General features: G+C 73.4%; 12 protein-coding genes and 1 pseudogene. 9 read left to right on the forward strand and 4 right to left on the reverse strand.

Features of this window, described 5'->3' with window-relative positions; all coding sequences use genetic code 11:
- Positions 1–670: pseudogene (locus HUW36_RS11920) on the reverse strand (transcriptional regulator); the annotation flags it as partial.
- A gap of 213 nt (positions 671–883) precedes the next feature.
- On the opposite strand from HUW36_RS11920, the gene HUW36_RS11925 reads away from it, so the two are divergent.
- Entirely contained in the window at positions 884–1546 is a 663-nt protein-coding gene (locus tag HUW36_RS11925; RefSeq protein WP_174528205.1) for an RlpA-like double-psi beta-barrel domain-containing protein, read from the forward strand.
- Positions 1547–1620: 74 nt separating this feature from the next.
- On the opposite strand, the gene gabT is transcribed toward HUW36_RS11925, so the two are convergent.
- On the reverse strand, positions 1621–2892 hold the full coding sequence (gene gabT / locus HUW36_RS11930) for a 4-aminobutyrate--2-oxoglutarate transaminase (protein WP_174528206.1): 1272 nt from the start codon (positions 2890–2892) through the stop codon (positions 1621–1623).
- A 5-nt stretch (positions 2893–2897) separates the two neighbouring features.
- Complete coding sequence (locus HUW36_RS11935) at positions 2898–4334, reverse strand: gamma-aminobutyraldehyde dehydrogenase (protein WP_174528207.1); 1437 nt, start codon at positions 4332–4334, stop codon at positions 2898–2900.
- 143 nt (positions 4335–4477) lie between these two features.
- Between HUW36_RS11935 and HUW36_RS11940 the strand changes: the two genes are divergently transcribed.
- On the forward strand, positions 4478–5917 hold the full coding sequence (locus HUW36_RS11940) for an aldehyde dehydrogenase family protein (RefSeq protein WP_174528208.1): 1440 nt from the start codon (positions 4478–4480) through the stop codon (positions 5915–5917).
- Between the two features lie 10 nt (positions 5918–5927).
- On the opposite strand, the gene HUW36_RS11945 is transcribed toward HUW36_RS11940, so the two are convergent.
- Positions 5928–7163: an SUKH-3 domain-containing protein gene (locus HUW36_RS11945; protein ID WP_174528209.1), complete on the reverse strand. Its 1236-nt coding sequence runs from the start codon at positions 7161–7163 to the stop codon at positions 5928–5930.
- A gap of 78 nt (positions 7164–7241) precedes the next feature.
- Between HUW36_RS11945 and HUW36_RS11950 the strand changes: the two genes are divergently transcribed.
- The 7 genes from HUW36_RS11950 to HUW36_RS11980 all read left to right on the forward strand — a co-directional run.
- Entirely contained in the window at positions 7242–7655 is a 414-nt protein-coding gene (locus tag HUW36_RS11950; RefSeq protein WP_174528210.1) for a YbaB/EbfC family nucleoid-associated protein, read from the forward strand.
- Positions 7656–7658: 3 nt separating this feature from the next.
- Complete coding sequence (locus HUW36_RS11955) at positions 7659–8015, forward strand: hypothetical protein (RefSeq protein WP_174528211.1); 357 nt, start codon at positions 7659–7661, stop codon at positions 8013–8015.
- 24 nt (positions 8016–8039) lie between these two features.
- Positions 8040–12323, forward strand: a complete 4284-nt coding sequence (locus HUW36_RS11960) for a toxin glutamine deamidase domain-containing protein (RefSeq protein WP_484502587.1) — start codon at positions 8040–8042, stop codon at positions 12321–12323.
- A complete protein-coding gene (locus tag HUW36_RS11965; RefSeq protein ID WP_174528213.1) occupies positions 12323–12766 on the forward strand; it encodes a hypothetical protein in 444 nt (147 codons plus the stop codon). The genes HUW36_RS11960 and HUW36_RS11965 overlap by 1 nt, the downstream gene beginning before the upstream one ends.
- 3 nt (positions 12767–12769) lie before the next feature.
- On the forward strand, positions 12770–13264 hold the full coding sequence (locus tag HUW36_RS11970) for a DinB family protein (protein ID WP_174528214.1): 495 nt from the start codon (positions 12770–12772) through the stop codon (positions 13262–13264).
- Between the two features lie 43 nt (positions 13265–13307).
- Complete coding sequence (nfi, locus tag HUW36_RS11975; RefSeq protein WP_174528216.1) at positions 13308–13991, forward strand: deoxyribonuclease V; 684 nt, start codon at positions 13308–13310, stop codon at positions 13989–13991.
- Positions 13992–14104: 113 nt separating this feature from the next.
- Positions 14105–14997, forward strand: an 893-nt coding sequence (locus HUW36_RS11980; protein ID WP_174528215.1) for a hypothetical protein, incomplete at its 3' end; no start/stop codon positions are given.

Consider the following 14997-nt stretch of genomic DNA (forward strand, 5'->3'; position numbering starts at 1 on the left):
GCACGTCCGGCGCGGTGGGGGCGGCGGCGGCCAGGAACGCCTCGGCCGCCCGGGCGGTGGCCCGGACCAGCGCGAGGCTCTGCGGGTTGGCCAGGTGGTCGCCGCCGGTGATGTCGACGGCGCCGAGCAGCGACCCGGTGACCGGGTCGTGGATCGGGGCGGCGGCGCAGGTCCAGCGCTGCACCGGCCGGACGAAGTGCTCGGTGGCGAAGATCTGCACGCTGTGGTCGACGGCGAGCGCGGTGCCAGGCGCGTTGGTGCCGACGTGCGCCTCGTCCCACCGGGCGCCCGGCACGAAGTTCATCCGCTCGGCGTGCCGGAGCACGCCCGGGTGCCCCTCCACCCAGAGCAGCCGCCCGCCGGCGTCGCAGACCGCCATCAGGTGCGCGCCGTCCTGCGCGATGCCGCCGAGCAGGTCGCGGAAGAGCGGCAGCACCCGGGCCAGCGGGTGCGCGGCCCGGTAGCTCTCCAGCGCGTCGTCGGTGAGGTCGACAGGCGCGGTGGCCTCCGGGTCGAGCCGCGCGGAGCGTTCCCAGGACCGGCGCACCACGTCGCGGACCCGGCCGGTCGCGGTGCCGGCGGTGAGGAACGCCTCGTGGGCGGCGCCTACCTGCGCGATCCGCTCCGCCGGATCCGCGCCGAACTCCAGGGCGAGCCACGGGTCAGCCACCAACCGACCTCCTCCCACCCATCGTGACCCACGTCACCCCCGACCGCCAAGCGCGGAGCGGTCGAGCGTCGGGACCTACGGCGACAGGTGCTGGCACCCATCACCGGAGCGCCACGTATCCGTTACCTTCCGCTGTGATCCCCGGATCGGGCTGAACGGTTGGCGCCTCCCGTCCGTACCAGCCGTCGAACGACACCGACGACGGGAGAGAACGTGAGGGTGCAGCGCAAGCACGTGTTGGCGGCGACCGTGGCGGTGGCCGCGAGCGTGGTCGTCTCGGTGGGCACCGGAATGGGTTTCGCGGAGACCGCTCCGGCCGGACGCTCGGTCTGTGCCGGGTCGGTGACCTTCTCGGCCGAGGGCGGGCCGCCGGCGGCGACGAGCGACAGGTTCCCGGTGGGCACCCGGCTGCGGGTGACGAACCTGGACAACCGCAAGGTGGCCACGGTGACCGTGACCGGGCCGTCGGGCAGCTGCGTGCTGCTCAACGCCGCCGCCATGGACCTGGTCCGCGAGCCGGGCAAGAACGTCATCCGGCGCAACGTGGTGGAACGGCTCGACGGCGTGGCCGCCCCGGCGCCCGGCGGCGCCCAGCCGGGCGAGACCCGGCCGGGCAACGCCCAGCCGATCGGCGGCAGCGTCTGTGCCGGGTCGATCACGTTCTCCGCCGAGGGCGGGGCGCCGGCCGCCACCAGCGGTCAGTTCCCGGTCGGTACCCGGCTGCGGGTGACGAATCTGGACAACGGCAAGGTGGTGACCGTGGCGGTGACCGGGCCGTCGGGCAGCTGCGTGCTGCTCAACGCCGCCGCCATGGACGCGATCCGCGAGCCGGGCAAGAACCTGGTCCGCCGCAACACGGTCCAGCTGCTGCGCTGACACACGCCGGTGGCGCACCACGGGCGAACCTGGGGGACCCGTGCCCGTGGTGCGTCACGATCAGGACCGACCGGTCAGCCGAACGCGGCGTCGAGGATGTCGAGACCCCCGGCCAGCTCGTCGTCGGAGATGACCAGCGGCGGCAGGAAGCGCAGGACGTTGCCGTAGGTGCCGCAGGTCAGCGTGAGCAGCCCCGCCGCGTGGCAGGCCGCCGAGATCGCCGCCGTGGCCGCCGGGTCCGGCGTCAGCGTGCCCGGCACGACGATCTCCACGGCGAGCATCGCGCCCCGGCCGCGTACCTCGGCCACGCGCCGGTCGCGGGCGGCGATCGCCCCCAGTCGCTCGCCCATCACCGCGCCGATCCGCCGGGCGGCGGCGGCCAGGTCCAGCTCCCGCATGGTCTCCATCGCCGCGAGCGCGGCGGCGCAGGCGATCGGGTTGCCGCCGTACGTGCCGCCGAGACCGCCGACGTGCACCGCGTCCATCAGCTCCGCCCGGCCGGTCACCGCCGCCAGCGGCAGGCCGCCCGCGATGCCCTTGGCCAGCGTTACCAGGTCCGGCTCGACGCCCTCGTGCGCGCAGGCGAACCAGTCGCCGGTGCGGCAGAAGCCGGTCTGGATCTCGTCGGCGACGAAGACCACCCCGGCCGCCGTCGCCCACTCGCGCAGCGCCGGCAGGAAACCCGGCGCGGGTACGACGAAACCGCCCTCGCCCTGGATCGGCTCGATCAGCAGCGCGGCAACGTTCTCCGCGCCCACCTGCTTCTCGATCATCTCGATCGACCGGGCCGCCGCGGTGGCGCCGTCGAGGCCACCGTCGCGCAGCGGGTACGACATCGGCACCCGGTAGACCTCACCGGCGAACGGCCCGAACCGGTGCTTGTACGGCATGTTCTTCGCGGTCAGCGCCATGGTCAGGTTGGTCCGGCCGTGGTAGGCGTGGTCGAACACCACCACCGCGGGCCGCCCGGTCGCGTGCCGGGCGATCTTCACCGCGTTCTCCACCGCCTCGGCGCCGGAGTTGAACAACGCCGAGCGCTTCTCGAAGCCGCCCGGCGTCACCGCGTTGAGCTGCTCGCAGACCGCCACGTACGACTCGTACGGCGCGACCATGAAGCAGGTGTGGGTGAACCGTTCGACCTGCGCGCGGACCGCCTCGACCACCCGTGGCGCGGAGTTGCCCACGTTGGTGACCGCGATGCCGGCGGCGAAGTCGATCCACCTCCGCCCGTCCACGTCGGTGATCGTGCCGCCGCCCGCCCGGTCCACGTACGCGGGGATCGTGCTGCCCACGCCCCGCGCCACGGCCTCCACCCGGCGCTTGTGCAACTCCTCGCTCGTGGCCATCGCGATCAGCCCTCGATGTTGTGCATGACGTGCTTGACCCGGGTGTAGTCCTCCAGGCTGTAGACCGACAGGTCCTTGCCGTGGCCGGAGTGCTTGAAGCCGCCGTGCGGCATCTCCGAGACGAACGGGATGTGCGTGTTCACCCAGACGCAGCCGAAGTCCAGCCGGCGGGTCATCCGCATGGCCCGGCCGTGGTCGCGCGTCCACACCGAGGCGGACAGGCCGTACTCCACGCCGTTGGCCCAGCGCACCGCCTCGTCCTCGTCGGAGAACCGCTGCACGGTGATCACCGGCCCGAACACCTCGTCCTGGATGATCTCGTCGGTCTGGCGTACGCCGGAGACCACCGTCGGGGCGTAGAAGAAGCCGCGCTCGCCGACCCGGGACCCGCCGGTGGTGACGTTCGCGTGGTCCGGCAGGCGGTCCACGAACCCGCTCACCCGGGCGAGCTGGTTGGCGTTGTTCAGCGGGCCGTAGAGCACGTCCGCGTCGTCCGGCGCGCCGGTGCGGGTGTTGCGGGCCTGCTCGGTCAGCGCGGCCACGAAGTCCTCGTGGATGCCCGGGCCGGTGAGCACCCGGGTCGCCGCCGTGCAGTCCTGGCCGGCGTTGAAGTAGCCGCCCGTCGCGATCGCCTCGGCCGCCGCCGCCACGTCCGCGTCGTCGAAGATCACCACCGGGGCCTTGCCGCCCAGCTCCAGGTGGGTCCGCTTCAGATCCGGCGCCGCCGCGGCGGCGACCTCCATGCCCGCGCGGGTCGAGCCGGTGATCGACACCAGCTGCGGGGTCGGGTGGGAGACCAGCGTACGGCCGGTGTCGCGGTCGCCGCAGACCACGTTGAACACGCCCGGCGGCAGGTGCTCGGCGGCGATCTCGGCCAGCAGCAGCGTCGACACCGGCGTGGTGTCCGACGGCTTCAGCACCACCGCGTTACCCGCCGCCAGCGCCGGGGCGATCTTCCAGACCGCCATCATCAGCGGGTAGTTCCAGGGCGTCACCTGGGCGCAGACGCCGATCGGCTCCCGCCGCACGTACGAGGTGTGCCCGGCCATGTACTCGCCGGCCGAACGCCCCTCCAGCAGGCGAGCCGCCCCGGCGAAGAAGCGCAGCTCGTCCACGGCCGGCGGCAGTTCCTCGTCGGCGGTGAGCTGCCGGGGCTTGCCGGTGTTGCGCACCTCCGCGTCGACCAGCTCGGCGGCCCGGGACTCCACCGCGTCGGCGAACTTCAGCAACGCCCGCTGCCGCTCGGCGGGCGTCGCGTCCCGCCAGCTCTCGAACGCCGTCGCGGCGGCCTTCATCGCCGCGTCCACGTCCGCCGCCCCGGACACCGGGGCCTGGGCGAACACCTCCCCGGTGCACGGGTCGACCAGGTCGGCGTAGCCGCCGTCCACCGGGTCGACGTACTCGCCGTTGACGAAGTTGCGCAGCTGCTGCTGGTCGCTCATCAGAAGTCTCCGAGAGGGGTGGCCGGGGAGAGGGTCAGCGGAGGTTCTCGCAATCTGACTGCCATCTTGGCTACTGAATCCGAGGCAGACAAGGGTTTGGGCAACTGTTTCCGCGCGGGCGTCCGTGGTCTACGCTGCCGGGCGTGGAGCCGAGAGCCTTCTACGTCGCCGGTCGCCCCGCCCACGGCGAGCAGGAACTGACCGTCACCCACCCGTACGACGGGCAGCCGGTGGGGCGTACCACGCTCGCCACTGCCGACCAGGTCGAGGCCGCCGTCGCGGGCGCCGCCGGAGTGGCCGCGGAGGCCGCGGCCCTGCCCGCGCACGCCCGCGCGGCCGCCCTGGACCACGTGTCCCGCCGGCTCGCCGAGCGGGCCGACGAGGTCGCCGCGCTGATCACCGCCGAGAACGGCAAGCCGGTCAAGTGGGCGAAGGCCGAGGTGGGGCGCGCGATCTCCACGTTCCGCTGGGCCGCCGAGGAGGCCCGTCGCTTCTCCGGCGACCTGCAACGCCTCGACACCGACCCCGCCGCCACCGGGCGGATCGCGCTGGTCCGGCGCGCGCCGCGCGGACCGGTGCTCGGCATCACCCCGTTCAACTTCCCGCTCAACCTGGTCGCCCACAAGGTCGCCCCGGCGCTCGCCGTCGGTGCCCCGATCGTCGTCAAACCGGCCCCGGCCACCCCGCTCACCGCGTTGCTGCTCGGCGAGATCCTGGCCGAGACGGACCTGCCCGACGGCATGTTCTCGGTGCTGCCGCTGCCCAACGAGCGCGCCGCCGACCTGGTCGCCGACCCCCGGCTGCCGGTGGTGTCGTTCACCGGCTCCGGGCCGGTCGGCGCCGCGATCCGCCGCGCCGCGCCGGACAAGCACGTCACCCTCGAACTCGGCGGCAACGCCGCGGCGGTGATCTGCGAGGACTGGGCGGCGGACGAGGACCTGACCTTCGCCGCGCACCGCATCGCCACGTTCTCCAACTACCAGGCCGGGCAGTCGTGCATCGCGGTGCAGCGGGTCTACGTGCACGAATGGCTCTACGACGGCTTCCTGCCCCGGCTCGTCGCCGCCGTCGAGGAGCTGCGCACCGGCGACCCCCGCTCCGAGTCCACCGACGTCGGCCCGCTGGTCTCCGTCGAGGCGGCGCAGCGCGTCGAGGCGTGGGTCGACGAGGCGGTCGCCGCCGGGGCCACCATCGAGGTGGGCGGCCGGCGTGACGGCGCGACCTATCCGCCGACCGTGCTCAGCGGCGCGCCCGCCGACGCCAAGGTGTGCGCCGAGGAGGTGTTCGGGCCGGTGCTGGTGGTCGCCCCGGTCCCGGACGACCGGGCCGCGTTCGCCGCCGTCAACGACTCCGCGTACGGCCTTCAGGCCGGCGTGTTCACCCACCGGCTCGACGTGGCCTTCGACGCCGCCCGGACGCTGGAGGTCGGCGGCGTGATCGTCGGGGACGTGCCGTCCTACCGGGCCGACCAGATGCCGTACGGCGGGGTGAAGGGCTCCGGGGTCGGACGGGAAGGGCTGCGCAGCGCGATGGAGGACTACACCGAGCCGCGTGTCACGGTGCTGACCGGGCTGCCGTTGTAGGGGATCCGGGTCACCAGGTGCCGTCGTCGCGGACCCGGGGAGCGGCGCGGCCCAGCAGCAGGGTGGTGAGGGCGGCGTCGATGTCCGCGCCGAGGAACCACTCGCCGGCCTGGTCGAGGGCGAAGACCCGGCCGTGCTCGTCGACGGCGAGGATGCTCTCCTGACGTTCGCTGCCCAGGGGGAAGAGGCGGGCGCCCAGGACCGCGCCGAAGTCGGCGAGGGTGTCGGCGGTGTGCGCGACCTTTCGCGGACGTACCTCGAACCGGGAGATCCACGCCGCTTCGCCCGGGCCCTGACGGGCGCTGACCAACCCCGGGAAGGCGGTGAGTGTCGCCAGGGCGGCCGGGAACGACGAGTGGCGGTGCCGGCTCCCGCTGACCTCACCGACCTTGCGCACGGATGTGGTCGCGGACACCTCGTCACCGAAGTGGGGCCGCCAGCCGGCGACCACCAGGGCGTTCGCTACGTCGGCGGGGAACCGGTCGGGGTCGGGAGGGGTCTGGGGATCCGGGTGCCACTCCTCCGCGTAGGCCAGCTCGGGCCAGGGCAGCACGCCGAAGTGCACGAGGAACCTGATGCACGACTCACAGCGCAGGTCGGCCGGTCCACCGGCCGGATCGCCGGCCTCACGGATACGGAAGAACTCGATCCGACTCGCTCCGAGCAGCCGGCGTGCGTCCTCAAGGGTCAGTGGCGCGAGCCCTCCGGCGGCGCGACGGCTGTCGTGTTCGTGCAGCGCGTCGGAGACGACGATCATCTCGGCGTGCCGCTCCCCGCCGCGCACCAGGTGGCCCGGGGGCAGCGCGTCCAGGTAGGCCCGCACGAGTGGATGGTGTCGCAGCTCCATGTCACCCTTCGCGCCCTGCGCGACGTGGAGCCGGCCGTCCAGCGTGAGGTGCGCGGCCGCCCCCGGTGTGGGCAGCCGGACCAGTTCGCGGAGCAACTGCGCGGCCGGGTCGACGGTGCGGGGAGCGCGGGGCTCGGCCGGCCGGCGTTGCCGGTACATCTGCTCGACCGCGACCGCCGGGATCCGCGGCCAGGTCGACACCTCGCCGGTCTCCTTGTCGATGACCGTGGTCGGCAGGTCGCCGGGAAGCGCCCGGGCATCGGGGGAGACGGTGGAGAGCACGACGTAGCCCAGGTCGAACTCCTCGACCACCGGGGTGCAGGGAAAGCCCAGACGGTCGGAGTCACGCCGGGCCCACACGGAGGCGATCTGCTCGGCCTGCTGTCGCTCGATCACCACCTGAAATTACCGGACCCCACGGATTTCGTGGCACCCGGTATGGTCGGCCCTACCCACGGTGACGGAAGGGATTCGGCGGTGGCTGAGAGTGCGGACCGGGATGCGAACCGTGCGCTGCGCACACGGTTCGACGAGGTGTACGGCCAGTACCAGCGACTCCGGTCCGGGCTGGAGGAACTCCAGTCCAAACTGGCCGAGCTGCGGGTGACTGAACGCTCCGACGACGGTCAGGTCACGGCGGTGGTCGGGGCGCGCGGCGAGCTGATCACCGTCGAGGTGAGCCCCGCGGTGTTCCATGACCGCGACGCCCGAGCCCTGAGCCGCAAGATCACCGAAACGGTGCTGCGCGCGTCCGCGTCCGCGACCACCGCCACCCGCGAGCTGGTCGCCGGCTACCTGCCACCCGGCTCCCCGTCGGTCGAGTTCCTCCACACACACGACTTCGGCGCGCTGCTCGGTCGGGCCGACGCCGTGCTGTCCCGTGGTGACTGACCGGTGGCCGGGGGAGAGATCTGGCTGGATCCGGACCGGGCCCGTCGCGGTGGCGCGGACCTGAGCCTCGCCGGGAAGGCCGTGGCGGGGGCCCGCCGGGAGACCGGCGACCCGATCGCCGCGGCGAGTGCGCAACGGCCGTGGGGGCGAGACGACATCGGCGCCGCGTTCGACAAGCACTACCAGCGCTACGCCGAGACGCTGCTGCGCGCCTGGGAGCTTCTCGGTCGGTCGCTCGAAGGGATCGGGTCGGACGTGGTGCGGTCGGTCGCCGCCACTGTGGAGACGGACCTGAGCAACGCCCGTGACCTCGGAAACATCCCGCATCAGAGGCACGACCCGCACCGGCCCTGGCGCTGACCACCGGAGGATCCGCGCGTGAGCATGCTGCCCAGCCCGATCCCGCACCCGCTCGACTACTGCCCCTGGGACGTGCCCGGCTGGATCTACGAGGCGCTCGACTGGGTGGTTGGCGTCGAGTGGCCGGAGGGCGACGAGCGCGCCGTCTGGAACCTGGCCGACCAGTGGTACGGGGTCGCCGGCGTCCTGGCCGGGCCGCGCGACGACGCCACCACCGCCGCCGGCGAGGTGAAGAGCGGGTACGGCGGCGTCGGCCTGGTGGCGCAGGCGTTCGACTCGGCCTGGCACCGGGTGGCCGGGGGCGAGGACGCCCCACTGCACGTCCTGGTAGCAGCCACCGACGAGCTGGGGCGGCTGGTCGACTCCTGCGGCTGCGACATCGAGGGCGCGAAGCTGGAGGCCTGGATCGAGCTGGGAATCCTGGTCGTGGAGCTGCTGTCCCTCGCGGTCGTCACCGTCCTCACCGCGGGTGCCGCCTCACCCGCGGCCGGTGCCGCGATCACGGCCACCCGGATGGCCGTGCAGCAGATCTTCAAGCGACTGGTGGCCGATCTGGCCCGCAAGGCAGTGCGGGAAGGCCTGAAGGAGGCGGGTGAACGGGCCGCCAAGGAGGTCGCGAAGAGTGGCGCCAAGGGGCTCGCGCGGCGGGCGGTGCTCGGCGGTCTCGTGGAGGCCGGGCAGGAGGCGAGCACCAGTCTCGCGACCCAGGCCTACCAGAACTCCACAGGTCGCCGCGACGGTCTCGACCTGGCCGACGTCGGCACGTCGGGGCTCGGCGGCTTCGCCGGCGGCGCCGCCGCGCCCCTGGCCGGCCTCGGGCGGCACGCCACCGGGCGGTTCGCCGAGATCGGGGAGCGCTTCGGGCGGGAGATGGCCGGCGAGAGCCTCGCGGAGACCGCCGCCGGCCTCGTCACCGGCAACGGGCCGTCGCTGGAGGACCTGGCACGTGCCGCCGCCTCCGGGGCGACCGGCTCGGCCACCGGACAGGCCGACTCCGCGCTGCACCACCGGCTCGACGCGAAGCTGGGCGGGCTCGCGGCGCCACCCGTGGGCTTCGACGTGCCACCGCCGCCCGACCCGGTGGGGCTGGTGCCGAGCCAACGGGCACCCGAGCCGTCCTCGGCCGGTTGGGGCGGCGATCAACCGGTCGATCACACACGGACGAACCCCGACGGCGCGACGCCGTCCGTGCCCGACACCACGGCGTCTCCGACCCGGCCCGGGGCCGAAGCCGGGGTGGTCGTGTCGACGGATCCGACGCACCCGGCGTCGGACGCGACCGCGCTGCCGCCGGCCCATCCGGCCGACCACCCGCTGCGGGGCGTCCTGAGCACCGATCCGGCGCACCCGGCCGTCACGCCGAGCCCGACGCTCTCCTCCGTCACGGTGGAGGCGCCCATCGCCGCCACGCCGATGGCCGGTCCGGCCGACCTGCGGCCCGGCCCTGCTGGGGCGGCGGTCGACATGAATGGCCCCTCAGCCGCTACTCCCGTGCACGCGGCGATGGCGCCGACGACGCTGCCTCCGACGCCGGCAGACGCCGCACACGCAGCCGCGCCGTGGGCGCCGGACCGTCCGGCCCCGGGCAGCGGCGGGCAACCCGGCCCGCCGACGACCTCACCGGTTCACCCACAGGTCGGGCCGCATCCGGCCGTACCGGGTGCGGGGCAGGATCCCCGGCCGGCGCCGAATCCGCGCTTCCCGTTGCTGGAGACGCTGGCCCCTGCCAATTCCACGAACCCTCCGCCTGTCGTCTTCAACCCGCTCGACTCGCCCCCGCCCAGTCTGGAAACCCTGCGCGAACGCGCCGCACGCCTGGTTGCCGACCGGGAGGCCCTCGATCGGCGCCGCTATGGCGGTTACCTGCGGTCCCAGCGTGAGTGGTTCGAGGACCGCCGGCGCCGGACCCGGGCGGACTGGCTCCACGAACGTGCCGACTACCACGAGGAACGAGCCAGTGACTGGGCCGCCCAAGCCACGGCGCTACGCCGGGACGGCCGCACTCTGGCAGCCGAACGGTGGCATCGGGAAGCGCATGAAGCCGCACTGGAAGCGGCGGATCTACGGGACGAGGCGCGCAACGTCCTCGCCGGAAAAGTCGTGCCGGAGCGGGTGATGGTCGAGGACGACCTCGACTTCTACCGCATCAACGACGACGTCGCCGATCTGGCTCTCGGCGCGGTGGAGACGCCCGACCACTCCGCGCTCACCGGTAACCGTCATCCACCCCCGGTCGACCAGTCCCGCCCCTACGGCGTGCGCGGTGGCCTCCGGCCCCCGCTCGCCCTGCACCAGACGGACCTCGAACGGCAGATGCCGCGTAACCCGGACGGCAGCGTGGTGCGAACCGCCGACCCCCGGCGTGGGGGTTGGTTCCGTCTGGCGAACGACGGCGGGCCGAGCGCGGACGCCACGCGCGGCATCAACTGCCTCGACTGCACGCTCTCGTTCTACGACACCTGGGTGCACGGCCGGCCGCGTGTCGCCGCTCCGCGTACGTTCGACGGCTACCTGGCGGGAGACGTCCGCCGCCCGGTGGGCGGCGAAGTGGACGGTCCTCTGCGGGTCGAGGAGACGACCGGCGGACGCTTCCAGAACCTGACCGCGCCAGGACGGCCGGACGTCACCGGTGCGGCCCGGCGGACCCTGGTCGAGAGCGGCTACCGGGACCTGCACGCGCAGTTGGCGGCGGGTGGTCACGGTAGCTACGCGTTCCTCGTCACCAGCTTCGAGGGTGGGGGCTCGCACGCCTGGGTGGCGCTGAACCAGAACGGCACGGTGCTCTACCTGGACCCGCAGACGGGCGCGGTGGCCGACCAACCGCTCTACCGGCACGGCGGTACGCCGTTCGCCGGCAACGTGGTCGGCATCGACGCGCTGGTGCTCGCCCCGGACGGCCGCCCGATGCCGCTCGCCGGCCGGCCGCCCGGCATCTTCAACGTCCTGCCCGAGCCCTCGCCCCGTCCGGCGCCGCCGCCACCACCGGACCCACCGCCGTCCGACGGCGGGCACGCGCCCGACTTCAACCGGGTCCACCTGCTCGGCGAGTCCACCACCTTCCACCGACCGACCGGCACGTCGCCGCCCGGCAACGCGCCCCGGGCCCAGCCGGATCCGGCTGACATCTGGCGAGCACACCAGGAGGCACACGCGGCCCGCTTCGCCGCCGGGATCTACGTCCGGGACGCGCTGGCGACGAGCAGCAGCCTGCACGACGCGTTCGCGGTCGGGGTGACGCCGTTGGAGTTGGCCCAGCACGCCGACGGGCCGACGCTACGACGGCTGGTGCCCGGGCTGGAGGAGAGCGCGGCCGCCGACCTGAAGCGCCTGTTCGCGGAGCCGCGCGTCCAGCGGATGCTCGACCAGAGCTGGGAGGCGCCGCCGCGCCGGGAGGAATTGCTGGCCGAGACCCTGGTACGCCAGCTCGCGGAGCGCCCCGACCTGGTCCGGTTGATCCTGGCAACACCGGAACTCGCCAATTCCCTGACCGCCCGCCCGCTGACCCTGCATCACCTGGCGAGCCACCAGCAGGCGATCGACGTGCTGAGAGACGTGGTGGACGAGATCCGCGAACGGGGAGCCGACGTCGTCGCAGCGGAGGAACCCCCGGCCCCGACGCCGACTCCACTGACAGACGCGCAATTGGCGCTGAGTGGGTCCTTTGCTACCGACGGCTTGGAGGCGGTGCAGCCTGGTTTCGATCCTGCGCGACTCGGCGACGCGGCCTACCGGGAGCGGTATCTCGACCAGTTGTACGAGGAAGCTGTGGTGGCGCAGTTGGAGATCAATTCCCTGGGACGAGATCTGGCAGCGTCATGCGGCGGTGGCGCCGAGTATCACCCGCGCCCCAAGCCCAAGGACCGTGAACGGGCCGAGGACAAGATCCAGGGTTACGGCGGCGACGCGTCACAGCTGAAGGATCTCGCGGGCGGCTATGTCTCATTCGGCACCCTGGACGAACTCTATGGCGGACTGGCACGCCTGAGAAACGACGGGCAACTGGAGTTCGTGAAGTTCGAGGACCGCTTTCAGAGCCCACAGAACGGTGGGTACCGAGACGTCCAGATGTTCCTCCGTACCTCCAACGGGCACATCGCAGAGTTCCGGCTGCAACTGTCGCCACTCGACAGGGTGGCGACGTGGGAGCATTCCCTCTTCGAGGTGCGGCGTGACCTCAACGCGGTTGCTCGTCAGGAGGGACGTAGCGTGACGGTGACGGAGTCTGCCATTCGTCGAGGGGTGCTTCGACGCCAGCGTGAGATGTTCTGGGCGGCTCTGCAAACGGCGCTGCACAAGGGGAGTGAGTGATGGCTACGGTCGACGGCGTCGAACTTCCTGCATATTTCGAGCACTACGACACGCCTGTGAAGCTTGTGGCTACACCGGATGGTGGCTACGCCGCTTGGAAGCTGGACCGCTCGACCGGCGGCTGGCGGTCAGCGGAGGATCTGGTCGACGATGTGATCGGTGGCGTGGGTGGGGAGATCTACGTGCGTTCGGCTGGTGCCTTCGTCCAGCACGTCGAGCAGTTGCGGGGACGGTACCTGAGGGCTGAGGGGGAGATCCTCGCGCTCTACGAGACGGTCCAGGCGCTAGAGGCGCCCGCCATCGCAGAGAGGCGGCCGTTCACCGCGGAGGAAGCGGCGCTGATCAAGGGCATCAGGCGGCGAACTTTCGTGATGTTCGAGGAGCAACTCCAGCGGGCCGGCGACCCCGGCGCCGACCCGACCATCGCCGCAGCCGACTCCTGAGACATGAAGGAACACCACGGCGCCGAGGAGGAGCGGAGCCTGCTCGTCACCCACCTGCGGCACCAGCGCCTCACCCTGGAACTCGCCTGCGCCGGTCTCGCCCCGGACCAGCTCGCCCGCCGTTCGGTGCCACCGTCGACGATGTCGCTGCTCGGCCTGGTCCGGCACCTCGCCGAGCTGGAGCGGCACTGGTTCCGCCGTACGTTGGCCGGCAAGGACGTGGCGCGGATCTGGCCCACCGGCGACCCCGACGAGGCCTTCACCGGCGCCGTCGCCGAGCTGGCCGTGGTCGACGGGGCCTGGGTGGCGTGGCGGGCCGAGGTCGCGTTCGCCGAGCGGTACGCGGCCGGGGCGCCGGACCTGGAGGTCAAGGGCCACCGGGGTGACCGGATCGTCACCCTGCGGGAGGTGCTGGTGCACGCGATCGGGGAGTACGCCCGGCACAACGGGCACGCCGACCTGCTCCGTGAGCGGATCGACGGGCGTCGGGGCCGGTGACGGCGCGCAGGTCCTGGCGGACCGGGCCGGGCGCGGGGCGGTCGTGACGCTGCCCTACCGGCCGCCGGCGGACGAGGCGGAGGCGCTGCGCGTACAGGAGGAGTTGCGCTCCCGGGTGGACCTGGTCGGGCCCGGTCCGGTCGCGCCCGCGACGGTCGCCGGCCTGGACGTGGCGTACGCGACGAGCGGCGACCGCCTCGCGGCGGCCGTGACGGTCCTGGACGCGACGACCCTCGCCGTGGTGGACGAGGCGGTGTCCGTGGGACGGCCGGCGTTCCCGTACGTGCCGGGGTTGTTCGCCTTCCGCGAGATGCCGGCGTTGCTCGCGGCGCTGGACCGCCTCACCGTCCGCCCCGAGCTGCTGGTCTGCGACGGGCACGGGGTGGCGCACCCGCGCCGGTTCGGGCTGGCCTGCCATCTGGGCGTGGTGACCGGGTTGCCGGCGATCGGCGTCGGGAAGACGCCGCTGGTCGGCAACTGGACCGGGCCGGGGCCACGGCGGGGGGAGTGGTCGCCGCTGCGCGACGGCGGTGAGGTGGTCGGGCGGGTGCTGCGGACCCGGGACGGGACCAGGCCGGTCTTCGTCAGCGTCGGGCACCGGATGGGGTTGGACGACGCGGTGGAGCGGGTACTGGCCCTGACGCCCCGGTACCGCCTGCCGGAGACGACCCGGACGGCGGACCAGCTCTGCCGCCGAGCGCTCGCGGCGGGTGCCGACCGGGGCTGACCGTGGCGGCGTGTCGCGGCACACATGTCGAGCGCTCGATGGGCGGGTGCCCGGGTGGCCGGGTAGTAACCTCACCGGCGGATCCCGTCCGGGACGGAAACGGTGAGGTGGAGATGTCGGTGAGGCGGCACGCGGCGCGTTGGGCCACGGTCGGCGCGTTGCTGGGTGGTCTGGTGGCCGCCGCGGCTTCCCCGGCCCTGGCCGAGGGCGATCGGGTGGGGCTGCGCTCGGCGAGCAGCTTCACCGCCGGTGGGTCGCCGGGCGTGGTGGCGATCGAGGTGCGGAAGCGGACCGAGGGCTGCGTCCTGTTGCGTACCGCGCTGGGGTTGCGGGTCGAGGGCCTCCGCGCGGACCAGGTGCGGGTGGAGGTGGCGGTCGGTCGCCGGTGGACGCCGGTGCCGGTCTCCGGCGGCGGCGGCGCGGTCGCCACCGCTCAGGTGGCGGCGGTCGAACGGCCGCTGTGCAAGGGCAAGGGTGCCACGGTGCGCTACCGGGTGGCCTTCGGCGACGGCACTCTCGGTGGACGGCTGGAGCTGGCCGGTGAGGCGAGCGCGGCGAACGGCACGGTGCTCGGCCGGGCCGGCCGGTCGGCCCGGTTGGTGGGTGCGGAACCGACGCCGAGCCCGAGCCCCTCCCGCAAGCCCTCGCCGACGCCCACGCCCAGCGCGGCCGTGACCACGCCGGCCGAGGCGGCCGGCACCACGCCCGTCGTCGCCGCCGTCGACCCCGCCGCCGCGGCGGCCGACGACTCGTCCTTCGGAGGATCCATGATCATGTGGTTCGGCATCGGGCTGGTGCTCGTCGGCGTCGCGCTGATCGTCCTGCTGGTGCGGCGCAGCCGCGCGGACCGGCCGGACACCGCGCCGGTGGTCGACCATCCGCCGGTTCCGCTGCCGCGCAGCAGCACCACCTACCGCTCCGGGACGCCGGCGCCCACCCCCACGGTGTACGGCGGGGCCACGCCGCCCCGACCGGCCGGCAATGTGTACGGGTCGCCGGCCGCCCC

This window comes from Micromonospora maritima (assembly GCF_902825405.1).
Classification (GTDB): domain Bacteria; phylum Actinomycetota; class Actinomycetes; order Mycobacteriales; family Micromonosporaceae; genus Micromonospora; species Micromonospora maritima.